This is a genomic window from Tissierella sp. P1, assembly GCF_002266425.1.
GTDB classification, from domain to species: Bacteria; Bacillota; Clostridia; order Tissierellales; family Tissierellaceae; genus Tissierella; species Tissierella carlieri.
Genome location: NZ_NPMN01000007.1, coordinates 135,166 through 161,224 on the forward strand (window position 1 = coordinate 135,166; position 26,059 = coordinate 161,224).

Sequence of the window (26,059 nt, forward strand, 5' to 3'; positions counted from 1 at the left end):
AGTTAGAACTAACGTTCGTAAATTGAAAGGGGTGACTCCAGTTCAACTGGGATACTTATGATCGATAACATTGAGAAGAAAAAGGCTTTGGATTTAACCTTAAGTCAAATTGAAAAACAGTTTGGAAAAGGTTCTATTATGCGACTAGGTGAAGATGCAAAATTAAATATCGACGTAATACCAACTGGCTCCTTAGATCTTGATATTGCTTTAGGAATTGGTGGAGTACCACGTGGTAGGATAATTGAAATATTTGGTCCAGAATCTTCAGGTAAGACTACTGTATCTCTTCATATAATTGCAGAAGCTCAAAGGCTAGGAGGTATTGCAGCTTTTATAGATGCAGAGCATGCTCTAGACCCTGCTTATGCAAAAAGGTTAGGCGTAGATATTGAAAATTTAGTTATATCTCAACCAGATACAGGAGAACAAGCTTTAGAAATAGCTGAAGCTTTAGTACGAAGCGGTGCGATAGATATAGTTGTAGTTGACTCTGTAGCTGCTTTAGTACCTAAAGCAGAAATAGAAGGCGAGATGGGTGATAGTCATATTGGACTTCAAGCTAGACTTATGTCTCAAGCCCTCAGAAAACTAGCTGGTACAATTAATAAGTCAAATTCAACTGTGGTATTTATCAATCAGCTTAGGGAAAAAGTTGGAGTTATGTTTGGTAGTCCTGAAACAACAACAGGCGGTAGGGCATTGAAATTCTATGCTAGTATTAGACTAGATGTTAGAAGAATTGACTCAATAAAACAAGGTGATGAAATTATTGGAAATAGAACTAGAATTAAAGTTGTAAAAAATAAATTAGCACCACCTTTTAAACAAGCAGAATTTGATATTATGTATGGTACAGGTATATCTAGGGAAGGTAATATCTTAGACTCTGGTGTAGCTGCTAATATTGTCAACAAATCTGGTTCTTGGTATAGCTATAATGAACATAAGCTTGGTCAAGGTAGAGAAAATGCCAAGGATTTCCTAAAAGAAAATCCTGATGTATCATTAGAAATTGAAAATAAAGTTCGTGCGCAATTTGGTTTAATTGAAGACAATACTAACTCCATGGATATAACTAAAGATTCTGAGGAGAAATAATAATAAAGAAATATAGACCTCCTTTAATAGGAGGTCTATTTGTGAGGTGTTATATTTTGAAGCTATTATTTTTTACTGATACTCATATTAGAGGAACTACTCCTAAGAATAGAAAGGATGTATTTATAGATACCCTTGAACAAAAATTTATAGAAATTGTTAATATAGTTAAAGAAAACAATATAGATTTTGTTCTTCATGGAGGAGATTTATTTGATAGACCAGATGTATCAATAACTGTTGCCAGTAAATTTGCTATGATTTTAGACCAGATACCTGTTCCATTATATTTAATAAGTGGAAATCATGATATCTATGGCCATAATCCCGATACTATAAATAGAACTATGCTTGGATTACTAGATGTATTAGGAGTTATAAAATTAATTAAAAGTGGAGAAAAAGTAATTCTTGAGAAGAATAATATTAGAGTGCAATTAACAGGGCAGCCCTATGTATATGATATTGATACTCCAAATCATTTAGATTACTATTTATTAAAAGAAAGAGATAACAATGTAAATTACTATATACATATAGTTCATGGTATGTTATTGGATAGACCCTTTATAAAAGGAATTCCTTATACCTTAATTGAAGACATAAAAGATACTTTAGCAGATATTACTCTTTCAGGTCATTATCATGGAGGGTTTAAACTTACTAAAATTGATGAAAAATATTTTATCAACCCAGGTAGCTTAGTGAGAATAACAAATAGTTTAAAAGAGATTGAAAGAACGCCTCAGGTAATATTGATAGAGTTAGATGATAATATTACAATAAAACAACTTCCCCTAAAGACAGCATTGCCTGGAGAAGAAGTATTAGATAGAAAAGAAATTGAAAACAATCTATTTAAGAGTGAGCGAATATTTGAATTTAAGCAAACTATAGATGCTGCTTTAGATTTTGAAAAAATGGATATAAATGAAGTATTAATGGAAGTATCTACTGCAGAAAACGTAAATGACGAAGTTAAAAGAGAAGCTTTAAGGAGAATCGCTCTTATTCAAATGAAAGGCTTAACTGGTGATTAGTATGAAGTATATTGAAAAAGTAATTTTAGAAAATTTTCAATCTCATAAGAGTTCTATTATAGAATTCGATGATCAATTAAATGTTATTGTTGGTCCATCAGACAGTGGAAAAACTGCAATACTTAGAGGAATTAGATGGGCACTCTATAATGAACCTTCAGGAGACTATTTTATCAGAGAAGGTACTAGTGAATGTAGTGTAACGGTTATATTTAATGATGGAACAAAAATAAAAAGATACCGAAATAAAAGTAAAAATATTTACTTTCTTTATGATTCTAATAATAATGAAACTAAATTTGAAGGTTTTGGTACCTCTGTTCCCCAAGAAATCATAGATGAAACTGGAATAAAAAAAATAACTATTAGATAGTGATCTCTCAAATGCAATTAATTTAAGCGATCAGTTAGAAGGAGCTTTTTTACTATCAGAAAGAGCTTCAACTAGAGCAAGTTCCATTGGAAGACTTGTAGGAGTTAATATTGTTGATGATGCATTACGAGAGTCATTAAAAGATAGCCGTAACTTATCTAATAGTAAAAAAAATACGGAAGACAGTGTATTTCAACTAGAGAAAGAATTATCCGAATATAACTACTTAGACGAACTAGCCAATAGGATTAGCTATATTGAAAAAATTAAAGATGAAATACAAGAAAAAAATAAAACCATATGCAAATATCAAGATTTGTTAAACAAGTTTTTAACTATTTCACAAGAAAAAAAAGAATTAAGCTTTTATATGAAAAAACTTGAAAGTATAAATCTAGTAGATAATGTTTTAAACCTTATTTCTTCAGATATTAATAAGTTTAATTATCTAAATAAGCAGTTTAATTCAATGAATAAATTGGCTTTAAATAAAAATGAGAATGCTAAAATTATTACTTCACTAAAAAGTATTGATAAAGTTGAAAACAACATCGCTAAGATGATTTCATCATATGATTTGAGGATCAAGCTTATAGACTGTAAATCAAAGCTAGGAAATATACAATATGAAATGGATGGACTTAAAATTATATCTAGTAATTTAAGTAATCTTAATATTTTACAAAATAATATAAACATGATTTCTAACAGTATCATTGGACTTAAAAAGTTATCTGATATAAAAGATAAAGAACTTTCATTGAGAAAAAGCTTAGCTATTGGAATACGGTATGTTGAAAAATTACAGGAAATAGATTATATCTCTAGAATTCATATGGAATTACAAAAGAGGATTATTCTCTTAAACCAATTAAAGAACTTACATGTTTCCTATAATTCCAATAAAGATGAAATTAAAAAATTAAATATATTACTACAAAGGTACAAAGATGAAGTAGATAAGCAGCTATTATATTATAAAGAACTATTATTGAAACAAGAAATTTGTCCTTTATGTTTTAGTATAATTGACAATGATAAAATTAATCATATTATAAGCCATTATAATTAGGAGGTATATTTTATGGACTATGAAAAAGAACTTAATAGCTTGAAAGAAAATCTAGAAAAAGCTAAAAATTTAAAGTATAAAGCTGAGGCGAGATTAGAACAATTAAATCAGCAAGAGGAAGAAATAATTAGAGAATTAGCAAGTCTTGGCATAAAGCCTGATGAATTAGAAAGTGAAATCAATAAGTTAACACTAGATATAGATAGATTGTTTAAAGAAGCTAATGAATTATTACCTAAAGATCTATTAGAAAAGAAGTGATGAGATGATAACGGAACTACAAGAGTTAGATAATTATTTAATTAAATCAAAGGAATATCTTGCAAGAGAATTAGGAAAGCGAGACAAAATTAAAGAACAATTGGAAGTGCAAAAAGATGCCCTTCAAAATATTGAATATGAACTTGATTTGCTATCTAAAGTAAATATATTGTTTCAAAAAACTTCTGAATTTGCAAGAGAACAAGCTAAAAGTCAAATTGAATCTTTAGTTACTAAATGTTTACAATTTATATTTGAATCGGATATTGAATTTCTAATTGAGATTGAAGAACAAAGAGGGAAATCAAATGCCGAATTCTATGTAATTAATAAGATTGAAGATATATTGGTTAAGACTAAGCCTGAGTTATCTAGAGGTGGGGGTGTAGTCGATATAGTTTCTTTGGCTTTGAGAATTGCATTTTTACAAATTCATAAGCCAAAAATACAAGGTCCTCTAATTCTAGATGAGCCCGCAAAGCATGTTAGTGATGAATTTATCTTTAATGTTGCCGATTTTCTTAAGCAAACCTCTGAATTGTTTAACAGACAAATAATAATGGTAACTCACAATCATCATTTAGCTGCTATAGGTAGTAATGCTTATAGAGTGGATATAAAAGGGTCTGAAAGTACTGTAACAAAGATTACATCCTAATTACATCTTGACATTATCTAGTAAAAGTAATAGAATTGAATTATATGTATATTCTATACAGTTTATTATTTCAATTTTTTAAGCTTGTATCATATGCTTATATTTAATGAAAATGAAAATGCAGTATGGAACTTGAAAATTTTATACAATTGGAGGTGTTTAGTTATTGAAGCTTTAATTGCAATTCTAGGAGCAATTATTGGAATTCTCATTGGTTATTTTATAAGAAAGACTATTGGAGAAGGTAAGATAAATAATGCTGAAGAGTTAGCTAAAAAAATCATTGAAGATGCTGAAAAAGATGGAGAAGCTCACAAAAAAGAGCTTTTATTAGAAGTAAAAGAAGAGATCCATAAGCTTAGAAATGAAGCAGAAAGAGAGAATCGTGAACGAAGAAACGAACTTCAAAAACTTGAAAGACGAATTCTCAATAAAGAAGAGAGTATTGATAGAAAAAGCGATGCAATCGAAAGAAAAGAAGAACTATTAGCTAAAAAACTTAAAGAGGTTGAAGATAAGGAAGCTCTGATAGATGACATTTATAAAAATCAAGTATTAGAGTTAGAAAGACTTTCTGGCTTAACATCCGAAGAAGCAAAGGAATTATTATTAGATGAAATTAGAAAAGAAATAGTTCATGAATCTGCTATTATGATTAAGGAAATGGAAAATAGAGCTAAAGAAGAAGCTGATAAAAAAGCTAGAGAAATAATATCTACAGCAATACAAAAATGTGCAGCTGATCACGTAGCTGAAACTACAGTTACAGTTGTGGCTCTTCCAAATGATGAAATGAAGGGTAGAATTATTGGAAGAGAGGGAAGAAATATTAGAACTCTCGAAACCTTAACTGGAATAGATTTAATTATTGATGATACTCCTGAAGCAGTAGTTCTGTCAGGATTTGATCCCGTAAGAAGAGAAGTTGCTAGAATTGCCTTAGAAAAACTTATAGTAGATGGCAGAATACATCCTGCTCGAATCGAAGAAATGGTGGAGAAAGCCAAAAAAGAAGTAGACAATATTATTCGCGAAGAAGGTGAACAAGCTGCTTTTGATGCAGGTGTTCATGGAATTCATCCAGAATTAATTAAGCTTCTAGGTAGATTAAAGTATAGAACAAGCTACGGACAAAATGTATTAAAGCATTCTGTTGAAGTAGCACATCTTGCAGGTATAATGGCTGCAGAACTAGGAGCTGATGTAAAAATAGCAAAAAGAGCAGGTTTACTACACGACTTAGGAAAAGCTGTGGATCATGAAGTGGAAGGTCCTCATGTTGATATTGGAGTAGACTTAGCTAGAAGATATAAAGAATCTAAAGAAGTATTACATGGTATTGCTGCTCATCATGGCGATTGTGAACCACAAACTGTCGAAGCTGTTCTAGTACAAGCAGCTGATGCTATATCTGCTGCAAGACCAGGTGCTAGAAGGGAAACACTTGAAGCTTATATAAAGAGATTACAAAAACTTGAGGAGATAGCAAATTCTTTTGATGGAGTAGAAAGATCTTATGCAATTCAAGCAGGGCGTGAAATTAGAATCTTAGTAAAACCTGATGAAATTTCAGAAAATCATATAATCCATACAGCTAGAGATATCGTAAAAAGAATTGAAGCTGAGTTGGATTATCCGGGTCAGATAAAGGTAAATGTAATCCGAGAAACTAGGCTATTGAATACGCCAAATAATAATTTTTTAAATAAACGGTAATTAAATAATATAAAAAGATATATTTAAAAAATTTAGTTAGAGGGGGCTATTTTAATGGATGTATTAAAAGTATCAGCAAAATCAAGTCCAAATTCTGTTGCAGGGGCATTAGCAGGAGTCTTAAGGGAAAAAGGTGCTGCTGAAATTCAAGCAATAGGAGCAGGTGCTTTAAATCAAGCCGTAAAAGCAGTAGCAATCGCAAGAGGATTTGTTGCTCCAAGTGGAATCGATCTTATTTGTATACCAGCCTTCACAGATATAATAATAGATGGTGAAGAAAGGACAGCTATAAAGCTAATTATTGAACCAAGATAATATTATAAAAACTGCCGTGCTGGCAGGTTTTTTATAATCTATATATGAAAATATTTGTATAATCTTATTCAGATATTGCAAATACTAATTCATTATATTATAAGGAGGGAGGATTTTATGATCTTTGATTTACATGTACATACAAATCATTCAGATGGACTATTTTCTCCAGAAAAAGTAATTGATCTAGCTATTGAACAAGGTTTAGATGGAGTAGCAATCACTGATCATGATACTATAACTGGAATAGAAACAGCTATTCAATTCAGTAATAGCTATGATAATTTTAGAGTTATACCAGGCATTGAATTTAGCTGCGTATTTAACAATGAAGAAGTACATATACTAGGATATTTCATAGATTACAAAGATCCAAATCTTATTAAAATAACTAATGAATTAAAACAATCTAGATTAACTAGAGGAATGGAAATTGTGAGCAAACTTAATCAACTAGGATTAGATCTTACGATAGAAGAAGTTAAAAAGTTTTCAGGTGAAAAATATATTGGTAGGCCTCATATAGCAAGAGCACTAATTAAAAGAGGTTATGTAGCTGATATTTCGGAAGCGTTTTCTAAATACTTAGATAGGGGTAAACCAGCATATATTGAAAGGTATAAAATAACTATTGGCGAAACTATATCTTTGATAAAAACCATTGGTGGAATTGCAATTTTAGCTCATCCTGGTATTTTAAAAGATAAAAGTATTGTTGATTATTGTATCTCATTAGGTATAGAGGGGTTAGAATGCATACATTCAAAGCACACAAAAGATGATACTAATTCTTTGATTAGTAAAGCAAAGTCAAATAATTTGATAGTTACAGGTGGCTCAGATTTTCATGGAGACTTAATAAATAAAGACTTACTATTAGGTAAATATTTTGTTGATATCGATACTATTCCAGAGTTTAAGGGGAGGATATAAGTGACTATTTATAAAGGAGAAAGGCAGAGACAATTTCCTACAAAAATAAGTACAACTTCTTTTGTAAAACTTTATATATTACATCTACTAAATGAGAAATCTTATTATGGTAATAAAATAAAAGATGAAATAAAGAGTAGGATGAGTAATAGATGGGAACCAAGCCCTGGAATGATATATCCTCTTCTTAGAGAATTAGAATCAGAAGGATATATTGAGGGATGGTGGGATGAACCCGACAAAAGATCAATAAGAAGGTATAGAATAACTGACGAAGGAATAAAACATTACAAAATATTATTGTTACAAAATAAAACTTCCTTCGAAGATTCTTTACTTATTGTTAAAAATGTGTTAAAAGATATATATGGAGAAAAAATATAATTATATAAAACAAAATACTATTGTGGAGGTATGATTATTTATGAACTTTAATTTATCAGCAAAAGGGTTAAGGATTGCCCCTTCAATTACATTGGAGATTACGGCAAAAGCAAAGGCTATGAAGGATTCTGGAATAGATGTTATTAGTTTTGGGGCTGGCGAACCAGACTTTAACACACCAGAAAATATTCAACAAGAAGGTATTAGAGCAATAAAAGAAGGTCTAACTAGATATACTCCAGCTTCTGGAATAGTTGAATTTAAAAAAGCTGTATGTGAGAAATTTAAAATAGATAATGGTCTAGAATATAAACCAAGTAATATTATAATATCTAATGGTGCAAAGCATTCTATACATAATGCTTTAATGGCAATATTAAATCCAGGGGATGAGGTTATATTTGCTGTTCCATATTGGGTAAGTTATCCAGAGTTAGTAAGATTAGCTGATGGAGTTCCTGTTTATATAGAAACAAAGGAAGAAAATGATTTTAAATTCAATGTAGATGATTTGAATAAAGTTTTAACTGATAAAACTAAAGCAATTATATTAAATAGCCCTAGTAATCCAACAGGTTCCATTTATACTGAAGAAGAGCTAAGAGCAATAGCTGAATGGGCTGTTAAAAATAACATCTTCGTTATCTCTGATGAGATATATGAAAAATTGATATATGATGATAATAAACATGTTTGTATTGCTTCTTTTAATGAAGACATAAAGAGATTAACAATACTTATAAATGGTATGTCAAAATCCCATGCCATGACTGGATGGAGAATTGGATATGCAGCTGCTCATGAAGAAATAATTAAAGTAATGAGCAATATTCAAAGTCATGCAACATCTAATCCTTGTTCAATATCTCAATATGCCAGTGTAGTAGGTCTTACAGGAGATCAAAACAGTGTAGAAGAAATGAAAAAACATTTTGTAGAAAGAAGAAACTACATGGCTGATACAATCAATTCAATTAAAGGATTAAGCTGTAGAAAACCTCAGGGTGCTTTTTATATAATGGTTAACTTTACACAGTTATTAGGCAAGACTATTAAAGGACATGCTATAAACTCCTCTATGGATTTTGCCAATCTGCTACTTGATGAAGGTAAGGTAGCAGTAGTTCCAGGAATTGCTTTCGGAGATGATAAATATGTAAGATTATCTTATGCAACATCTATGGAAAACATAAAAAATGGATTAGAAAGAATTAAACAGATAGTAGAGGAATAAAAATAAATTTAATAGAAGAGAAAAAGTTAACATAATGTATTTATGTTAACTTTTTTATTTTCTCTTCAACTTATCGAATCAAGTATACATAATTAAATTATGTATACTTGATTCGATGCTATAAAACTTTTTAAATCGCCCATGCAACAAATCGATCATCGTAATATACTCACAGTCATGGATGCATACTAACAAACAAAATAATTTTAGCAGGATAATGAATATCAAGCTCAAGTTTACATATTTAAATAAATTTTTTATACAACTTGAATTTTCGACCTCGTAGAATCGCTTTTAAGCTCTTTAAAAAGCACAACTAATGTATTTGTGTGTGCTTTAATCGAAATCAGTTATACAGCCTCATTAGCAGCCTTTAGCTTTGAACTATATGTTTTACCATTCTGAATTTAATTGAACAGCTTATTTTTAGATAAAAAGCAGATTAATATATAGTTTATTTTATATTTATATATTCAGGGATAGAGATATATAAATATTTGCTTCAAAATTATATTATTTGTAGAAAAATAATTATATTATTTAAAAGGTTATTTAAATTGATTTTTGGATAATTTTGGTGTAAAATATTATTAGTCACAAAATAGTTATTTTGTGACTAATATAGTGCGAAAAGAGGGAGATAATGAAAGATATACCGTTAATCCTAGAAGATTACTTAAATTATATGGAAACCATTAAAGGGGCTTCCCCTAATACTGTAAAAGAATATTTTTTTGACTTGAGAACATTTTTTAGATTTATCAAATTGAGATATAAACTTGTTGACCATGATCAACCATTTGACGAAATTAACATCTCGGATGTCGAGCTAGATTTAATTAAAAAACTAAGCATTCAAGATCTACACGCCTATATCTCATACGCAGACAAAAAACGAGATAATAAGAACTTTACCAAATCTAGAAAGGTTGCATCCCTTAGATCTTTCTTTGATTATCTCTATTCCATAATAAACGTAATAGAGAAAAATCCTGCTGAAGCTTTAGAGTTTCCAAAAAGAGATAATAGGCATCCTGCTTATCTTACTTTAGAACAATCAGAACTACTATTAAATATAGTGTTAGAAAACAATAATGAGGAATATCGAAAAAGAGATTATGCAATAATTATGCTATTTTTAAATTGTGGCCTACGACTATCAGAATTATCTAGCATGGATATTGATAAAATTAAAGACAGTGATACTTTATCTATTATCGGAAAAGGAAACAAGGAAAGAACCATTTTCTTAAATGATGCTTGCATATCGGCCATAGAAGAATATTTAAAAGTTAGACCTAAAAATCCAATAGATGAAAAAGCTATGTTTATAAGTAAAAGAAAAAATAGAATGAGCAATCGAGCTATACAGCATATGATTGATAGATATTTGGAAAAAGCCGGATTAGATACTTCTATATATTCTACCCATAAGCTAAGACATACAGCAGCTACATTGATGTATAAATATGGCAATGTAGATATTAGAGCCCTACAAGAGATTTTAGGACATGAATCAGTATCTACAACCCAAATATATACTCATATCGATAACGAAAGGCTAAGAGATGCAGTAAAAAGTAATCCATTATCTACTAGGACTAATAAAAAGAATTGAGAATATATTCTCAATTCTTTTTTATCAAGTCATTTATTTTAGGTAAGTTAACATATTATTTTTATGTCAACTCATCATTTATTTGTAATTGGAATTTTTATCATATCTCCAGGATATATGTATGAATTATCCATTCCATTAAATTCTTTAATATCATATATCATCTTCCTTATATCTGTTTTTTCTGGAAGATAGTTTAAAGCAATATTCCATAGTGTATCCCCTTCCACTACCTCAATCTCCCTATAGTTAACTCTATATACCGAACTATGAGCTTTATTATTTAATAGCAAAGTAAATAATAGGATTGATATAACTGCAAATACAGATGTAATAAAAAAGTAAAATCTTCTTCTGTTAACTATCTTATACCTCTTCTTCATAACAGCACCTCGCACATTAGTTCTGAACAACCGTTCTAAATACATTCTACACAAACATAGGTTCCTTGTCAACAGTTTTTTCCAAAAAAATCGAACCTTTGTTTGAAATATTTTTACTTATATGATATAATAAATAAAAAATCAGTATTATTATTAATTATATGAATGAGGGGTGTATCTTATGTACGAAGACTTAACTCAGAAACAAATTGAAATTTTACTATATATAAAATCAGAGGTTCAAAGGCAAGGTTACCCACCAGCTGTTAGAGATATTTGTAAAGGTGTTAATCTAAAGTCTACTTCAACGGTTCATAGTCATTTAGAAAAACTTGAAGCCAAAGGTTATATTAGAAAGGATCCTACGAAGCCAAGAGCTATCGAAATACTTGATAAAAATGATGATTTTTTACTGACTTCTAAAAAAACTGTCGATATACCTATTTTAGGAAAGGTAACTGCTGGCACTCCAATCTTAGCCGTAGAAAATATCGAAGATACTTATCCCGTACCATTGGAATTGGTGGAAGGCCATGATGTATTTATGCTCAAAATTCAAGGCGAAAGTATGATTGATGCAGGAATCCTAGATGGAGATCTAGTTTTAGTAAGAGAGCAGAAAGCTGCACTAAATGGCGACATTGTAGTAGCTTTGCTGGAAGACGAAGCTACAGTTAAGAGATTTTTTAAAGAAAAAGATAAAATAAGATTACAGCCTGAAAATCAATTTATGGAGCCTATATATACTAAGGATGTATCTATTTTAGGAAAAGTTATTGGATTGTTTAGAAAGATTTAAAAATAGCAGGATTAATATCCTGCTATTTTCTATTCTAATACCTTAGTCTTATCAATTAAATTTCCTCTATATAAATTATTTAAGGATTTCATGGTGCCTAGCTTGCAGTGTTCATATGTTAAACCGCCTTGATAATATGCAAAATAAGGCTCCCTTATTGGTCCATCAGCACTAAGTTCAATAGATGATCCTTCTATAAAACCTCCCGCTGCCATAATAACTTTATCTTCGTATCCAGGCATATCCCAAGCCTCAGGAACAACATATGAATCTACCACAGAAGCAGCCTGAATCCCTCTACAGAACTCAATAACCCTCCCAGGACTATTTAACTGTACTCCTTGAATTATGTCAGACCTTAAATCATCAACATCAGGAACCACATTGAATCCTAATTCCTTATATACAACTGCTACCAATAATGCCCCTTTAACTGCCTCCGATACTATATGAGGAGCTAAAAAAAGTCCTTGCAATGTAGATCTTGTAGTACCGAATGTAAGTCCACATTCTTTTCCAAGTCCTGGAGCTGTTAGTCTATTAGCCACTTGTTCTACTAAACTAGATTTACCTACAATATATCCTCCTGATAAGGCAATTCCTCCTCCTGGATTCTTTATCAAAGAGCCTGCCATAATATCAGCTCCTACCTCCGTTGGCTCTCTAAATTCAAGAAACTCTCCATAACAGTTATCAACCATAATAATCACATTTTTGTTATGCTCCCTAATACTTTTAATTGCAATTTCAATTTCTTCAATTGTTAATGCTCTTCTATCACTATATCCAGTGGACCTTTGAATCATAAGTATCTTAGTATCCGGAGATATATTTTTTATCACTTCTTCAATGTCTATAGTATTCCCTTTTAGAGGAATTTCTTTATATTTAACTCCATATTCCATTAAAGTACCAGACATATCACCTTTAACTCCTATCACCTTTTGAAGAGTATCATAAGGAGACCCTGTTATGGCTATAAGCTCATTACCAGGTCTTAAAAGACCAGAGAGTGTTAAGGTAAGAGCATGGGTCCCTGAAGCAATAGCAGGCCTAACTAGAGCATCCTCTGCATTAAACACATTGGCATATATTTGCTCTACTTTATCTCTTCCAATATCTCCATATCCATATCCAGTTGTCCAGTTAAAGTCTGTAGATGATAATCTGCATTCTTGCATTGCATTTATAACCTTATATTGATTATATTCCTTAATCTCATCAATTTTATTAAACTTATTTAAAATTAACTTTTCTTTTTTATTAATAAATTCAATAATTTCTTTATCCAAATCAAATTGTTTACATAATCTATTTATAGTTAACTCGTTCATCTTATTTCACCTTTCTATTTTATAAAATACAAAAGCCCCTGATAAATTCAGAGACATTTGCAAAACTAAAAATATTTAAATAAAAGAGGCCTCATATGGGACCTTAATATATCTAATATATTAAGGAAGCCTTTTTTTGAAATCCATATACGGAAAAATTCCAATTAAAAAACTGGTAAAAAAGAGAGCTTTCCTATGGATTATAAAAAATTAGTTATCTAAGTCTATCTGCTTCATAGGTATTATTGTTGAAATAGCATGTTTATATATTAATTGTTGTTTCTCTTCACTTTCCAAAATTATAGTGTAATTATCAAATCCTTTTACTTGACCTTTTATTTGATAACCATTAACTAAGAATATTGTTATTCCTATTCCATCTTTACGAGCTTTGTTTAAAAATACATCTTGTAAGTTTATATTTTGCTTCACCTATATCCCTCCCTTATTTATTAATTATAATCTTATCTTTAGAATAGTCAATTATATATTGAGTTAAATCATCAAGGGTAAAAAATTCATCTACATTCACCCATTTAATTCTATTATCTCTTCTAAACCATGTCAATTGTCTTTTAGCATAATTTCTTGTACCCTGTTTAATCATTTCTATAGATTTGGCCAATGAAATATTGCCTTCTAAGTACATGATAATTTCTTTATATCCAATACCTTGCATAGATACAAGTTCCTTACTATAACCCATCGATAAAAGTTTTTTTACTTCCTCCATAAGTCCTTCTTCAATCATTATATCTACTCTAAGATTTATTCTATCATATAATTCCTTCCTATCCATATTTAATCCAATCATTACTAAATTATAATCTTCTACTGGCTTTCTAAAATTCTCATTATACTCAGACATTAGCTTACCTGTCATTTCAAATATTTCTATTGCCCTGATTATTCTTTTTCTATCATTAACACTTATTTTCTCAGCGCTTTTCACATCTATTCTCTGTAGTTCTTGATGTAAATATTCATTTCCATATTTATCTCCTAGAGATTCAAGTTTATTCCTAATCTCATCATTTGGTGCCACTTGAGTGAAGTTTAGACTATACACTAGTGAATTAATATATAATCCTGTTCCACCTGCAACAATAGGAATCTTATTTCTACTATTTATATCTCTAATCAACTTAATTGCATTATCTTTAAAGTTTGCTACGGTGAAATCTTCATTGGGTAATACTATATCTATTAAATGATGAGGAATATCATCCATCTCTTCTTTAGTAATCTTAGCTGATCCTATATCCATATATTTATATATTTGCATAGAATCAGCTGAGATGATTTCTCCATTCATTTTCTTTGCTAATTCAATAGATAAAGCAGTCTTTCCAATAGCTGTTGGTCCTATTAAAATAAATAAATTATCTTTATTCTTCATTCTATCATCCTTTTACATGATCCTTAAAAACGCCTTTTCTATATCTGTCTTACTCATTTCTAGAACTGTCGGTCTGCCATGTGGGCAACTATGAGGATTATTGCACCTTTTTAGCTGCTCAAACAAACTAAACATCTCAATTTCACTCATATGATCTCCACTTTTAACAGCCTTAGTACAGGCTAATTTCATAATCTTTTCCAGCTTAGTATCATAATTACTTTTAATATTATTAATATTATCAAGTAAATCATAAAACAATTCTCTAATATTTGGCACTCCAAAGACTAAAGGAACAGATCGGATAACCACACTATTATTTCCAAACTCTTCAATGTCAAATCCCAGTTTTTTAAAAATCGATATATTTTCTAGGAAATTGCTCATTTCTGAGTTTGTTAATTCTGCAATTTCTGGAATTAAAAGTTGCTGGGCTATTATATTTTCATTGCTATATTCTTCTAAATATTTCTCATACATAACCCTTTCATGAGCTGCATGTTGATCAATAAAATATAATTTTTCATTAACTTTATCCTCAGCAAGTATATAGGTGTTAAAGATTACTCCTATTGGTTCTATGTCCGAAAGAATATTTTTAATATCAGCAGGACTGTCATCAACAATACTTTCCTTAGAGGGGATTGCCTCCCTGCCAATATCTTCTCTGATTAACAATTCATGTTCTGATATCATATTAAATTCATGAGGTTCTTTTAGTTTTTCTTCTTCAAATATTGTTTTATGAGTAAAGTCCTTAACTATAATATCATCTTGTATATTAGCATTAGTATTCATAAACAATAGTGGAGGTTTTTCTTCCTTAACCTTTTCCTTAGTCTCCTTAAAACCTACTTTAGGTACAGATAATGAAGGATATAATGTGTCCTTTATAACTTTATCTATTACTGAAAATATCTCGGATTGATTAGCAAATTTAATCTCTTGCTTAGTAGGATGTATATTTACATCTATAGTACTAGGATCTAGTTCTATAAAAAGAATAAAACAAGGAAATCTATTTAGTGGAATGAGAGATTTATAGTGATTTTCTATAGTATTCGATATATTAATATTATTTATATATCTTCCATTAATATAAATATACTGATGATTTCTATTGCTTCTATATAAATTATTATTAGATATATATCCATGGAGATGAATCCCATATTCTTCAAAATCAATTTGGACTAAATTATTAGAAAACTCCTTCCCTAAGATGCTATATATATGTGTTTTCATATCATTATTTTTTGAAGTCTTTAAAACCACTTTATCATCTCGTATAAATTTAAATGAAGTATTTAGATTTCCAAGAGCTACCTTATATACTATATCAGAAATTTGATTAGATTCAACCAAATCTGATTTTAGAAATTCTTTTCTAACCGGCAGATTGTAAAATAAATCTTTTACGATAAGTGTAGTACCTTTGGGACATCCTACAACTTCTTTAGATTTAATTTCCCCTTCTTCAACTATAGCATGAATACCTCCTACGGCATTACTGGTTTTAGTCATAACTTCCACCTTTGAAACATGAGATATGCTTGCTAAAGCTTCACCTCTAAATCCTAAAGATTTTATTCTATATAAATCCTCAATAGTAGATAGCTTTGATGTTGAATGTCTTTTAAAAGCTAAGTTCAAATCTTCGTCCTCAATACCATCTCCATCATCTGTAACTCGAATATAAGATTTTCCACCATTTTTAATTTCAATTACTATATTTTCTGAATTAGCATCTAGAGAATTCTCTATTAATTCTTTAACTATAGATAACGGTCTTTCAATAACTTCTCCTGCAGCGATCTTTTGTATAGTTATATTATCTAATAGTTTAATCTTACCCATTATTATCTCCCCTTAGTTTTTTTGCATCATCTCTTAAATTATAAAGAATGTTTAAGGCATCCCTAGGCGTGATACTATCTATATCTAAATTTAAAACCTTATCAAGATAATAATCTTTCTTATAATCTATTAAATTTAATTGTTTAGGCTCTTCTTTAGGTATATTATTAATATTAATTTGATGATTACCTTCAATCAATGACAATATCTCATTAGCTCTGTCAATAACATCTCTATTTATCCCAGCTAATTTAGCAACTTCTATCCCATAAGACCTATTAGTACTACCTTCAACTATTTTTCTTAAAAATACAATTTGATCTCCTTTTTCTTCTGCAGCTATTGTTAAATTCTTTATACCTTTATTTTTTGCTTGAAGCTGAGTTAATTCATGATAATGAGTTGCAAATAGAGTTTTTGCTTTTATAACATTAGTAATATGCTCTACTATAGCCCATGCTATACTTAAACCGTCATAGGTACTTGTTCCTCTTCCTACTTCATCTAAAATAATTAAACTATTCTTAGTAGCAGATCTTATTATATTAGACACTTCATTCATTTCAACCATAAATGTACTCTCACCTTGAGAAAGGTTATCTGCCGCTCCAATTCTAGTAAATATTCTATCTACTACGGATATATTTGCACTACTTGCTGGTACAAATGCACCTATATGAGCTAAAAGGGTAATGATAGCAACTTGTCTCATATAAGTAGATTTACCAGCCATATTTGGACCAGTAATTATCTGCACCATATTATTTTTTGTATCTAAGTAGGTATCATTAGGTATAAATAAATTATTTTCAATATTATTTTCTACTACGGGATGTCTTCCATCTACAATATGAATTATTCCCTTTTTATTGAAATTAGGTTTAACAAAATTCAATTTATATGCTACTTGAGCAAAAGCATTTAATACGTCAACTTGAGAGATTATCCTACTTGCATTTTGGATTCGTTCAATGTTTTTCTTGACTTTATTTCTAATATCACTAAAAATTTGGTATTCCAAATCTAAGGATTTAACTTCAGCACCTAATATCTTATCTTCCATATTTTTTAATTCTTCAGTATAATATCGTTCAGAATTAGTTAAGGTCTGTTTTCTAATAAAATAATCAGGAACTGAAGAAATATTAGATTTAGTAACTTCAAAATAGTATCCGTAGATTTTATTAAATCCTACTTTTAAATTCTTAATACCAGTCTTTTCTCTTTCCTTAGATTCTAAAGCTGCAAGCCATTCCTTTCCGCTTAAACAAGCTTCTCTAATTTCATCTAATTCAGAATCATAACCTTCCTTTATTAATCCACCATCTTTTAAAGATATGGGAGGATTTTCATTAATTCCCTTCCCTAATAATAAGTAAATATCCTCTAATGTATCAAGACTAATTCCCATATCACCTAATTCTATGTTATCACAGTTTCTTAATATTCTCTTAAAATCTGGTAAAACAGAAATTGAAGATTTTAAAGATATTAAATCTCTTGCATTGCAATTTCCATTAGATATTTTACTAGCCAGTCTTTCAATATCGTATATTTGCCTTAAAATTGATTTAATATCATCCATAATTACAATATTATTAAAAAAGTATTCTACAATACTATTACGCTTTTCTATTTCAGCTATATTTACTAAAGGCTGCTCTAACCACTTCTTCAAAAGTCTTCCACCCATAGATGTAGATGTTTTATCTAATAATCCAATTAAGGCACCTTTCCTATCCTTTTTTATGATTGTTTCATGAATTTCAAGATTTGCTCTAGTGCTTATATCTAATATCATATAGTTATTTGGCCTATAATAAGATATGCTGTTAATATGCTCCAGAGAAGACTTCTGAGTTTTATATAGATAATCTATTAATTTACCTGTAGCGATAATAGAATATAATCTATTATTTAATTCTATTTGCTCTAAGGTTTCAACATCAAAATGGCCCAAGACCATAGATTTCCAATCTTTCTTTGCTATCTCATCTTCTTTATAAATATTAATATATGGATTAATAGTATTTTTCAAAATCTTTAGAATCTTAGTATTTCTGCTAAATATATCATTACATATAATTTCAGATGGGAGTATTTTACCCAGTTCATCTATAAGAAAAGAATTGATTTCATCTCCTTCTCCCATAAGTTCAGTAGTATACATTTCCCCAGTTGAATTATCAACATAGGAAATTCCTAGTCCTAGATTATCCAAATAGATAGATACTAAATAATTATTAGATTTTTCATCTAGAATAGTTTGATCTGTTATAGTTCCAGGAGTAACAACCTTAATTACATCTCTTTGCACAATCCCCTTGGCTAATGCTGGATCTTCTATCTGTTCACAGATAGCTACTTTATATCCCTTTTCAACTAATCTAGATACATATGAATCCGATACATGATGAGGTACTCCACACATAGGAGCCTTTTCACTCATGCCACAGTCCCTTTGAGTTAAGGTTATTTCTAATTCTCTTGAAGCAGTCAAAGCATCATCAAAGAACATTTCATAAAAATCGCCTAATCTAAAGAAGAGTATACAATCTTCATATTGTTTTTTTATACTCATATATTGTTGCATCATTGGTGTTAAATTTTCCAAAAATTTTCCTCCTTTTTAAAGAGAACCATATTAAACTAAACTGCCCTCAAGTGTAAAAGTTTTAACATTTTCAATTTTTACACTCACTATAGAACCTATGAGATCCTCATTTCCTTTAAAATGCACAAGCTTATTGTTTCTTGATCTTCCTGTTAAGACTTCAGTATTATTTTTACTTACTTCTTCTACTAGCACTTCTAATGTTTCACCAACTAGTTTTTGATTTAACTCTAAAGCAATTTCGTTCAATGTATCTGTTAATCTTTGAAATCTACTATGTTTAACTTTGTCATCTATTTGATTTTCCATCTTTGCAGCTTTGGTACCCTCTCTAATGGAATATAGGAAAGTAAAAGCTGAGTCAAATCTTACCTCTCTTACTAATTCTAATGTATCATTAAAATCTTCTTCAGTTTCTCCTGGGAAGCCAATAATAATATCTGTTGTAATCGAGATATTTGGAACTAATTTTTTTAGGTTATTGATAATCTTTAAATAGCCTTCTCTAGTGTAATTTCTATTCATTTCTTTTAAAACCTTATTGCTGCCTGATTGGACCGGAAGATGCAAATGTCCGCATAGTTTATCTAAAGTAGCGTAACAATTAATCAATTCATCCGATAAATCTTTAGGATGAGATGTCATAAATCTAATTCTTTCAATACCTTCTATTTTATTGATATCCTTTAAGAGATCCGTAAAACTATAGTCAGTCTTTAAAGTTTTGCCATATGAATTCACATTCTGTCCTAATAAAGTAACTTCTTTGCATCCATTCTTAGCTAATTCTTCTATCTCCTTAATTATATTTTCAGGCTCTCTACTATTTTCTCTTCCTCTAGTATAAGGTACTATACAATATGTGCAAAAATTATTGCATCCGTACATGATATTGACAAATGCCTTATATGAATATTTTCGATTGGAGTTGATATTTTCGATTATTTCTCTACCATCTTCAAATATATCCACAATAGTCTCGCCTGTTTGTAAATGATTATTAATCAGTTGTGGTAGCTTATGGATATTATGGGTTCCAAATATTATATCTACATGTTTATGCTTGGATAATATAACATTCCTAGCCTCTTCTCTTTGCATCATACATCCACAAACTGCAATCATCAAATCAGGTTTCTGCCTTTTTAATTGCTTTAAAGAACCTAAATTTCCGTACACTTTAACTTCTGCATTTTCTCTAACTAAGCAAGTATTATATATTATAAAATCGGCTTCTTCGATATTTTGAGTTTCAATATAGTTCATATTTTCTAATATCCATGAAATTTTTTCCGAATCATGCTCATTCATTTGACAACCATAAGTTTTTGTAAAGAAGGTTTTTTGCTTTTCTACCATTTTGAAATTCACCTCATAAAAATATTTGTATAATTATTATATCAAATATTAGAACATAAAAAAAGAGCTAGGAAAATCAAGGATTGATAAAACAGCCATAACTCTCGATGCTACATAAGCTATGTAATCCTTTTCATCTTCTATAAATTCCATAGCTCCTAAAGAACTTAATAAATCTCTAGCTATAAATAATAGGCTCTATACCATTATTCTTTACATTAGATTTTACTTATATAGTTCAATATTCGAATTAAAACTCCTTCTTTTTAGAGAAAAATTTTTAAATAAAAAAATGTTATTTTGAAATCTACTTTAGTATTAATCGTTATATTTATCTTCATATTTTATATCACATAATTTCATTAAATTAATACAATAGCATTAAGCATATATCTATATTTATTTAATTCTATCTCTAGGTCCTGTATGTTTTTCCTCCCAAAAAGAAAAACCCAAGGATTTAATTTTATTCTCCTTGGGCTTCTAAAGCCTCTATCTATAATTTTATAATTACAATATCAATAAAAATATCGTACAATTTTTTTCGCGATAATATAGTATTTCAATCAAATATTTAGTTTTGACAAGTATGACGTTTAATATAAATTATGTGTATTAGCACTATGTTTTTACCTATATATTTTATTTCTTGATTTCTTTGACTTCTTTAAATGATTTTATAAAATATAATGTAAATACTAAGATTAGAAAAAATTTAGAGATGCTATTTATGATTGCTTTTGTAGAATCTTGAAGGACTTGATGCAAATTATGCTTTCCAACATAAAACACGCTCAACCAACACGCAATTCCACACAATAAATAAAAATCTTTTCTATGTTTCCAAAACGAATAAAAAAAGAATATCATTGCAGGAAAGAAAATTAATATTCTACCAATATCCATAACAATCTACCCCCTCTAAGATTATCTTTAAATATACAATTCCTTCTAGCCTTCGACTTTTTTACCGCACATAAAATTACTATTACGAATTACTTATGTGGATATTATAACATATATAATGAATTTATTTGGTATATTACGGTAGATACCTTTATTTTAAATACCCCATTATTCAGTTTTCAATGTTCAATTTTTTAATTATTACTTTACATAGATAGTTCTAGTTACTTAAAGTATAATATAAAAATACCGTAAGATTCGTTTCTGAATAATACGGTATCTCAATGAAATATTAAGTTCTAAAAATTATGATGTAAAATATAAAAAATGTGACATGAAAATTAATAAAGTAAAATAATTAATCTAATCAAATATAAATATTTCTTCAATAGGAGTATTTACTGCTTTTGAAATATCTATAGCAAGTTTTAATGAAGGATTATATTTTCCAGATTCAAGTCTCATTATTGTCTCTCTTCTTACACCAACAATATCTGCAAGTTGCTCTTGTGTTAATTCTTTTAATTGTCTATATCTTTTTAGCTTGCAAACGAATTTAGCCATATTATTTTTCCTCTAATATATATAATTTCATACCATATACATTTAATAAAATTGCAGATAACAAGAAAATTAATACCCTAATTAATTCAATATCCCTTACAAGGACGGTAGAACTCCATATAATAGCTACTGCAAGAATAGCTAATGGAGCAATAAAAGCCAATGCTGTTTTCCTATTTTCAACATATCGTTCATCCTCTTTACTCCCACTAATTTTACCAGTAAAAAAGTTCGCAAAGAAACCAAAAAATCCAATATACGCTAAATCTGATAAATTTCCTGTATGAAAGTATAGCAAACTCTTAAATCCTATTAAGCCGAAAAACCCAAAATAAAACTGTTTTTTTATCATAATGAACCCCCCTTTTATGATATATATATGTATCATAATGATATATATGCATCACATTAGGTTTCCTTTGTTAATATTATAAAGTAATATATTTTTCACTACTATATTAATAAAAGATACTAGCTAGTTGTTTTATCAATCATTTCCATTACGCTTAATTCTACAATTGTGTCAACTATCTAGCTGCTTTCAATAGGATAACAAAGCTAGCTTCCTCGACAAGCTCAGAATAACAACACTAACGTTTCAAATTGCATTTTACAATGGTATTCTTGGACTTCCTTACTTATAGAATAATTCTTTTTAGTTTATGCTTATAAAGTTCTGCTGTTTCATGATAATCCATAATTATTCCTTCTTCTCTGACAAAGTTTCCATAGCCCATCGTCTCTCCTTTTAATCGAGGGAGAAGTTGAAAATGTAAATGATTTCTTTTACCGTCACATATTGTACACATATATACTTTTTCTGCACCTATAATTTCTTTATGAAGTTTAATTATTGCATCTGATATTTTTAATATATGCACTCCTAATTCAAGAGGCATTTCAGAAATATCTTCATAATGTTCCTTTGCTACAATAATTGTATGTCCCGTTGCTATTGGATATTTTTCAAATTGACACCTTACCTTTTCATCCTCGTAAAAAATTAAACCATCATCAGGAAATATATCTCCTGTAATAAAATTATAACATGAGAAACACGTGCCCTTTTCTTGCAGTTCTTTTATTTTTTCGTATCTTTCATTTAGTGCTATTTTTTCGTTTTCGGATAATTGCTTAACGTACAATTTAACTCCTCCTTTTTTTAGCATTAATAAATACATATTACTTTTTCCACTCACTTTTTCTATAATCCGACCAAGCAATCTTCGTAATAGAAATTTGAACCAGCTTCTTTTTCATTTCTGAGATAAGGAAAAGCTCTGCATAGATTTATTATGTCTAATCTAAGTAGCGACCTTCTCTAATTCATGTCAAAATGTAATTATAAAGTATAACTCCAGCTATTATAGCATAATTTTTTATAATTTCTTCAGTAAGTCATCTCCACAATTTTATATAAATTTAAATTAAAAAGTTATCATTTATGAGTATATCTGTTTAGATTATAAAAACCCACCAAAGAACTGATTCGATTTAATGTAAATCCTTATTTAATTTTAACATGTAATTTGAAATAAGTTTCTATATACTATTTTAACACATTCAAAATGAATGTGATGACATTCCCTCTTATACTTACATTCACTGTTTCCATTCTAGCCCATTTATACATCTTAATTTAAATATCTGTCTTACTAAACTATCACCTATATGTTTATATTATCATTGGCTCCCCTCTTTCCATTTCCAATTCTCCTATCCTTTCATTTCCTCTACATATATCTGATATTATTGTGACTGACATAACTTCTAATCTTAATATCTCTTTTGCTAATTCTACTCTATAATTTCTTTCAGCTATTGCTTTAGTCTTTCCTCTTTCTTTTATAATTGTAATAGCTTTATTAAGGTCACTTCTATATTTATTTAATTCTATCTGTAGTTCCTACATGTTCTCCTTCCCAAAAAAGAAAAGCCCAAGGATTTTATTTTATTATCCCTGGCCTTCTAAAGCCTCTAACCGTTATTTAATAATTACAATATCAATAAAGATACCGTACAATTCTTTTCTGAATAATAGAGTATCCAAAATTTTTTATACATTTAATTATATCTATATATTTTATTACTATAATTCTATAATAATCTGACTTTATGCCTGTAACTTTTTCATAGTTATAATGTTACTAATAATAGTTGTTGTTCCAGCAATTAGAGTACCTAGCGGCCATATTTGTTTTTTCATTAATAGCCCAATAATTCCACCCACTATAAATATAGTTCCAATACCTAATCCCACTAAACAACCCTTATATTGAACTGCAGAGGATATCTTAGGTATTGCTCCTGTTCTTTCTATTGCTTTTTCTGTTTTAGTTAGTGCTTTTTTTGTTATTTGCAAAAGCTTTTCATTAATATTATTCATTTTTATCCTCCATGATATCTGAATGTCTTTCTAAGATTTGTTTAATGAGTTTATCACTTACAATATCAACTCCAAGTTGTTTCATTAACATTTGTAAGAGCTTTAATCTACTTAATGTTTCAGAAGTATTACGATTGAATAAAACTGGATTTATCCAAATATTAACAAGTAACATGAATATCTCAGCGCATTCATTTGGAAACTCTGTATTAATAGAACCATCCTCTATTCCTTCTTGTATTATTTCACTTAAAGTGGGTGCGTCACTGTTAATACCTGCTTTGATGCCCAAAACTACAAATTGTGGATTTTTTATTTGACTCATTAGTACATTATCTAAAGAATGTGCTTCTTCATCAGACATAGTAGCTTCTAATATACGTACAAGTTTTTCTCTACCATTATTCGCTTTTGTATCCTTTATTAATTTTTTTAACATCTGATTTGAATAACTTAATTGCTTTTTGGTTATAGCATCTAAAATTTCTTCTTTGGATTTAAAATGATGATAAATTGCACCTTTCGACATTTCTAGTTCATTAATAATATCCTGTATACTTGTTTTATCAAATCCTTTTTCGCTAAATAATCTTCCTGAGACAGATAATATTTTCTCAATTGTTTGTTCTGGATATTTATTTCTTGACATTTAATCACTCCTTGCATACCAACCGTCGGTATATATACGTTATAATATTAATCTTTAAATGTCAAGAACATTTTCTTCAGTTAATTAACTGTATTACTCAATTTTCAATGTACTCATTTTTTAGAATTTACATCACCACTAGTAATTCATAACTGCCATTATATAAAATACATTCTCTTAAGAGAACTTCCTAGTAGGTCTCTTTACTATTTTAAATCTATATTAAATTCTTCAATAAAAAAGACCAGAAAATTAATCCTGGTCTAATAACTCTATAGTCGTAATCACTTATTATATTAAATGATAGTACACAAAGGTACTCTAACTAGAACTAGACGGTCAGTTGCATTTTCAACATTAAACACCAAGAATGCATTTTGACCTACTACAAACACGCAAATAAGATTTACTTCTCTTCCTGTAGGGATTGTATTAACTATTTGGCAACGCATGACTCCCGATGCTATTAGTGCTGCTGCTTGTGCTGCTGTTATCTCAAATATGATTACTTCTTCTCTCTCATTACCCATAACGTCTATTTCTATTTCTATAAGCAAGAAAAATCTTCCATCTATTTGGGCTACGCATGTTGCACCTATCATAATTGGCTCGTTACATATTGGTTTTCCGCTAGCCACTTGTTCGTAATCCATTGCTTTCGCCTTCCTTATTTTGTATTGGGAATTTCTTTCCCAATATTAGTATATTATGAGTTTGTACAAGTGTTACTATAAATATAGAAAGAAAGGACATATCCTTTAATATCAAGAATATTTATGTAAACCATCTCATAAAATAATATTAACACATACATTAACTATTTATTTTTCATATCCCTATCTAATTTAATCTCATCTCTATGAAATATTTAACTCATTTGAGTTTATATATAGGAGGTGATAGAAATGTTATTCTGGGAGAAACTCTTTAAAACTTTAACAGCTTTACTTAATTTAGTGGCCAGCATAAGTACTTTTCATTCTACTAAAAAAAATACAAAGAACTCAACTACAAATGAAGAGTTCTTTGCACAAAAAGATGTTTAGTTTCATAGGGGAGCTGGCACCTCCCCTATAAATCTTCTTCCTTTCTATTATATAAATG

At 29.3% G+C, this 26,059-nt stretch carries 28 protein-coding genes; 14 read left to right on the plus strand and 14 right to left on the minus strand.

What is annotated here, in order from left to right; genetic code table 11:
- The first annotated feature begins 57 nt into the window (after nucleotides 1-57).
- The 12 genes from recA (at nucleotide 58) to CIW83_RS07090 (ending at nucleotide 10,705) form a co-directional block, all read left to right on the plus strand.
- Nucleotides 58-1,101, plus strand: a complete 1,044-nt coding sequence (recA, locus tag CIW83_RS07035; RefSeq protein WP_094900131.1) for a recombinase RecA — start codon at nucleotides 58-60, stop codon at nucleotides 1,099-1,101.
- Nucleotides 1,102-1,142: 41 nt separating this feature from the next.
- Nucleotides 1,143-2,141 carry a metallophosphoesterase gene (locus CIW83_RS07040; protein ID WP_235601251.1) on the plus strand — a complete coding sequence of 333 codons (999 nt, stop codon included), beginning with the start codon at nucleotides 1,143-1,145 and terminating at the stop codon, nucleotides 2,139-2,141.
- A 1-nt stretch (nucleotide 2,142) separates the two neighbouring features.
- On the plus strand, nucleotides 2,143-2,514 hold the full coding sequence (locus CIW83_RS07045) for an AAA family ATPase (RefSeq protein ID WP_094900132.1): 372 nt from the start codon (nucleotides 2,143-2,145) through the stop codon (nucleotides 2,512-2,514).
- 370 nt (nucleotides 2,515-2,884) lie between these two features.
- Nucleotides 2,885-3,586, plus strand: a complete 702-nt coding sequence (locus tag CIW83_RS07050; protein WP_094900133.1) for a hypothetical protein — start codon at nucleotides 2,885-2,887, stop codon at nucleotides 3,584-3,586.
- Nucleotides 3,587-3,598: 12 nt separating this feature from the next.
- On the plus strand, nucleotides 3,599-3,847 hold the full coding sequence (locus tag CIW83_RS07055) for a hypothetical protein (RefSeq protein ID WP_094900134.1): 249 nt from the start codon (nucleotides 3,599-3,601) through the stop codon (nucleotides 3,845-3,847).
- A 4-nt stretch (nucleotides 3,848-3,851) separates the two neighbouring features.
- Nucleotides 3,852-4,505: an ATPase gene (locus tag CIW83_RS07060; protein ID WP_094900135.1), complete on the plus strand. Its 654-nt coding sequence runs from the start codon at nucleotides 3,852-3,854 to the stop codon at nucleotides 4,503-4,505.
- Nucleotides 4,506-4,598: 93 nt separating this feature from the next.
- Nucleotides 4,599-6,221, plus strand: coding sequence for a ribonuclease Y (rny, locus tag CIW83_RS07065; RefSeq protein ID WP_094900136.1), 1,623 nt, complete (start codon nucleotides 4,599-4,601; stop codon nucleotides 6,219-6,221).
- A 54-nt stretch (nucleotides 6,222-6,275) separates the two neighbouring features.
- Nucleotides 6,276-6,536 carry a stage V sporulation protein S gene (locus CIW83_RS07070; protein ID WP_094900137.1) on the plus strand — a complete coding sequence of 87 codons (261 nt, stop codon included), beginning with the start codon at nucleotides 6,276-6,278 and terminating at the stop codon, nucleotides 6,534-6,536.
- Between the two features lie 117 nt (nucleotides 6,537-6,653).
- A complete protein-coding gene (locus CIW83_RS07075) occupies nucleotides 6,654-7,469 on the plus strand; it encodes a PHP domain-containing protein (protein ID WP_094900138.1) in 816 nt (271 codons plus the stop codon).
- On the plus strand, nucleotides 7,470-7,853 hold the full coding sequence (locus CIW83_RS07080; RefSeq protein ID WP_094900139.1) for a PadR family transcriptional regulator: 384 nt from the start codon (nucleotides 7,470-7,472) through the stop codon (nucleotides 7,851-7,853). It abuts the gene before it with no gap.
- A gap of 40 nt (nucleotides 7,854-7,893) precedes the next feature.
- A complete protein-coding gene (locus CIW83_RS07085; protein WP_094900140.1) occupies nucleotides 7,894-9,087 on the plus strand; it encodes a pyridoxal phosphate-dependent aminotransferase in 1,194 nt (397 codons plus the stop codon).
- Between the two features lie 643 nt (nucleotides 9,088-9,730).
- On the plus strand, nucleotides 9,731-10,705 hold the full coding sequence (locus CIW83_RS07090) for a tyrosine recombinase XerC (protein WP_094900141.1): 975 nt from the start codon (nucleotides 9,731-9,733) through the stop codon (nucleotides 10,703-10,705).
- Nucleotides 10,706-10,779: 74 nt separating this feature from the next.
- Here CIW83_RS07090 and CIW83_RS07095 read toward each other — a convergent pair whose 3' ends face one another.
- Nucleotides 10,780-11,088, minus strand: a complete 309-nt coding sequence (locus CIW83_RS07095; RefSeq protein ID WP_158220039.1) for a LysM peptidoglycan-binding domain-containing protein — start codon at nucleotides 11,086-11,088, stop codon at nucleotides 10,780-10,782.
- Nucleotides 11,089-11,269: 181 nt separating this feature from the next.
- On the opposite strand from CIW83_RS07095, the gene lexA reads away from it, so the two are divergent.
- Nucleotides 11,270-11,887 (plus strand): transcriptional repressor LexA, encoded by a 618-nt coding sequence (gene lexA, locus CIW83_RS07100; protein ID WP_094900143.1) that lies wholly within the window; start codon nucleotides 11,270-11,272, stop codon nucleotides 11,885-11,887.
- Between the two features lie 29 nt (nucleotides 11,888-11,916).
- Here lexA and CIW83_RS07105 read toward each other — a convergent pair whose 3' ends face one another.
- From CIW83_RS07105 to CIW83_RS07165, 13 genes are all read right to left on the minus strand, one after another.
- Nucleotides 11,917-13,221, minus strand: coding sequence for a methionine gamma-lyase family protein (locus tag CIW83_RS07105; protein WP_094900144.1), 1,305 nt, complete (start codon nucleotides 13,219-13,221; stop codon nucleotides 11,917-11,919).
- Nucleotides 13,222-13,431: 210 nt separating this feature from the next.
- Nucleotides 13,432-13,653, minus strand: coding sequence for an RNA chaperone Hfq (gene hfq, locus CIW83_RS07110; protein ID WP_094900145.1), 222 nt, complete (start codon nucleotides 13,651-13,653; stop codon nucleotides 13,432-13,434).
- A 13-nt stretch (nucleotides 13,654-13,666) separates the two neighbouring features.
- Nucleotides 13,667-14,620, minus strand: a complete 954-nt coding sequence (gene miaA / locus CIW83_RS07115) for a tRNA (adenosine(37)-N6)-dimethylallyltransferase MiaA (protein WP_094900146.1) — start codon at nucleotides 14,618-14,620, stop codon at nucleotides 13,667-13,669.
- Between the two features lie 12 nt (nucleotides 14,621-14,632).
- Nucleotides 14,633-16,477: a DNA mismatch repair endonuclease MutL gene (gene mutL, locus CIW83_RS07120; protein WP_094900147.1), complete on the minus strand. Its 1,845-nt coding sequence runs from the start codon at nucleotides 16,475-16,477 to the stop codon at nucleotides 14,633-14,635.
- Complete coding sequence (mutS, locus tag CIW83_RS07125) at nucleotides 16,470-19,091, minus strand: DNA mismatch repair protein MutS (protein ID WP_094900148.1); 2,622 nt, start codon at nucleotides 19,089-19,091, stop codon at nucleotides 16,470-16,472. The genes mutL and mutS overlap by 8 nt, the downstream gene beginning before the upstream one ends.
- Before the next feature lie 30 nt (nucleotides 19,092-19,121).
- Entirely contained in the window at nucleotides 19,122-20,450 is a 1,329-nt protein-coding gene (miaB, locus tag CIW83_RS07130; RefSeq protein ID WP_094900149.1) for a tRNA (N6-isopentenyl adenosine(37)-C2)-methylthiotransferase MiaB, read from the minus strand.
- 642 nt (nucleotides 20,451-21,092) lie between these two features.
- Nucleotides 21,093-21,356: a hypothetical protein gene (locus CIW83_RS07135; RefSeq protein WP_094900150.1), complete on the minus strand. Its 264-nt coding sequence runs from the start codon at nucleotides 21,354-21,356 to the stop codon at nucleotides 21,093-21,095.
- Between the two features lie 363 nt (nucleotides 21,357-21,719).
- Entirely contained in the window at nucleotides 21,720-21,920 is a 201-nt protein-coding gene (locus CIW83_RS07140; protein ID WP_094900151.1) for a helix-turn-helix transcriptional regulator, read from the minus strand.
- 1 nt (nucleotide 21,921) lies between these two features.
- The gene (locus tag CIW83_RS07145) at nucleotides 21,922-22,272 is read right to left on the minus strand and encodes a DUF3796 domain-containing protein (protein ID WP_094900152.1); all 351 of its coding nucleotides are present in this window, start codon (nucleotides 22,270-22,272) and stop codon (nucleotides 21,922-21,924) included.
- 286 nt (nucleotides 22,273-22,558) lie between these two features.
- Nucleotides 22,559-23,065, minus strand: a complete 507-nt coding sequence (locus CIW83_RS07150) for an HIT family protein (RefSeq protein WP_094900153.1) — start codon at nucleotides 23,063-23,065, stop codon at nucleotides 22,559-22,561.
- 968 nt (nucleotides 23,066-24,033) lie between these two features.
- A complete protein-coding gene (locus CIW83_RS07155; RefSeq protein WP_094900154.1) occupies nucleotides 24,034-24,306 on the minus strand; it encodes a hypothetical protein in 273 nt (90 codons plus the stop codon).
- Nucleotides 24,299-24,955 carry a TetR/AcrR family transcriptional regulator gene (locus CIW83_RS07160; protein WP_094900155.1) on the minus strand — a complete coding sequence of 219 codons (657 nt, stop codon included), beginning with the start codon at nucleotides 24,953-24,955 and terminating at the stop codon, nucleotides 24,299-24,301. The genes CIW83_RS07155 and CIW83_RS07160 overlap by 8 nt, the downstream gene beginning before the upstream one ends.
- 296 nt (nucleotides 24,956-25,251) lie before the next feature.
- The gene (locus CIW83_RS07165; RefSeq protein ID WP_094900156.1) at nucleotides 25,252-25,608 is read right to left on the minus strand and encodes a hypothetical protein; all 357 of its coding nucleotides are present in this window, start codon (nucleotides 25,606-25,608) and stop codon (nucleotides 25,252-25,254) included.
- A 252-nt stretch (nucleotides 25,609-25,860) separates the two neighbouring features.
- Here CIW83_RS07165 and CIW83_RS22140 point away from each other — a divergent pair, with 252 nt between their 5' ends.
- Entirely contained in the window at nucleotides 25,861-26,001 is a 141-nt protein-coding gene (locus CIW83_RS22140; protein WP_158220040.1) for a hypothetical protein, read from the plus strand.
- Nucleotides 26,002-26,059 lie beyond the last annotated feature (58 nt).

Coding starts and splice junctions, on each gene's coding strand:
- CIW83_RS07055 (WP_094900134.1), top strand. CDS start 3,599: ATGGACTATGAAAAAGAACTTAATAGCTTGAAAGAAAATCTAGAAAAA.
- CIW83_RS22140 (WP_158220040.1), top strand. CDS start 25,861: ATGTTATTCTGGGAGAAACTCTTTAAAACTTTAACAGCTTTACTTAAT.
- CIW83_RS07135 (WP_094900150.1), bottom strand. CDS start 21,356: ATGGATATTGGTAGAATATTAATTTTCTTTCCTGCAATGATATTCTTT.
- CIW83_RS07140 (WP_094900151.1), bottom strand. CDS start 21,920: ATGGCTAAATTCGTTTGCAAGCTAAAAAGATATAGACAATTAAAAGAA.
- CIW83_RS07145 (WP_094900152.1), bottom strand. CDS start 22,272: ATGATAAAAAAACAGTTTTATTTTGGGTTTTTCGGCTTAATAGGATTT.
- CIW83_RS07060 (WP_094900135.1), top strand. CDS start 3,852: ATGATAACGGAACTACAAGAGTTAGATAATTATTTAATTAAATCAAAG.
- CIW83_RS07165 (WP_094900156.1), bottom strand. CDS start 25,608: ATGGATTACGAACAAGTGGCTAGCGGAAAACCAATATGTAACGAGCCA.
- CIW83_RS07045 (WP_094900132.1), top strand. CDS start 2,143: ATGAAGTATATTGAAAAAGTAATTTTAGAAAATTTTCAATCTCATAAG.
- miaB (WP_094900149.1), bottom strand. CDS start 20,450: ATGGTAGAAAAGCAAAAAACCTTCTTTACAAAAACTTATGGTTGTCAA.
- CIW83_RS07050 (WP_094900133.1), top strand. CDS start 2,885: ATGAAAAAACTTGAAAGTATAAATCTAGTAGATAATGTTTTAAACCTT.
- CIW83_RS07095 (WP_158220039.1), bottom strand. CDS start 11,088: ATGAAGAAGAGGTATAAGATAGTTAACAGAAGAAGATTTTACTTTTTT.
- CIW83_RS07155 (WP_094900154.1), bottom strand. CDS start 24,306: ATGAATAATATTAATGAAAAGCTTTTGCAAATAACAAAAAAAGCACTA.
- recA (WP_094900131.1), top strand. CDS start 58: ATGATCGATAACATTGAGAAGAAAAAGGCTTTGGATTTAACCTTAAGT.
- CIW83_RS07085 (WP_094900140.1), top strand. CDS start 7,894: ATGAACTTTAATTTATCAGCAAAAGGGTTAAGGATTGCCCCTTCAATT.
- CIW83_RS07160 (WP_094900155.1), bottom strand. CDS start 24,955: ATGTCAAGAAATAAATATCCAGAACAAACAATTGAGAAAATATTATCT.
- rny (WP_094900136.1), top strand. CDS start 4,599: ATGCTTATATTTAATGAAAATGAAAATGCAGTATGGAACTTGAAAATT.
- lexA (WP_094900143.1), top strand. CDS start 11,270: ATGTACGAAGACTTAACTCAGAAACAAATTGAAATTTTACTATATATA.
- miaA (WP_094900146.1), bottom strand. CDS start 14,620: ATGAAGAATAAAGATAATTTATTTATTTTAATAGGACCAACAGCTATT.
- mutL (WP_094900147.1), bottom strand. CDS start 16,477: ATGGGTAAGATTAAACTATTAGATAATATAACTATACAAAAGATCGCT.
- CIW83_RS07075 (WP_094900138.1), top strand. CDS start 6,654: ATGATCTTTGATTTACATGTACATACAAATCATTCAGATGGACTATTT.
- CIW83_RS07090 (WP_094900141.1), top strand. CDS start 9,731: ATGAAAGATATACCGTTAATCCTAGAAGATTACTTAAATTATATGGAA.
- CIW83_RS07070 (WP_094900137.1), top strand. CDS start 6,276: ATGGATGTATTAAAAGTATCAGCAAAATCAAGTCCAAATTCTGTTGCA.
- CIW83_RS07105 (WP_094900144.1), bottom strand. CDS start 13,221: ATGAACGAGTTAACTATAAATAGATTATGTAAACAATTTGATTTGGAT.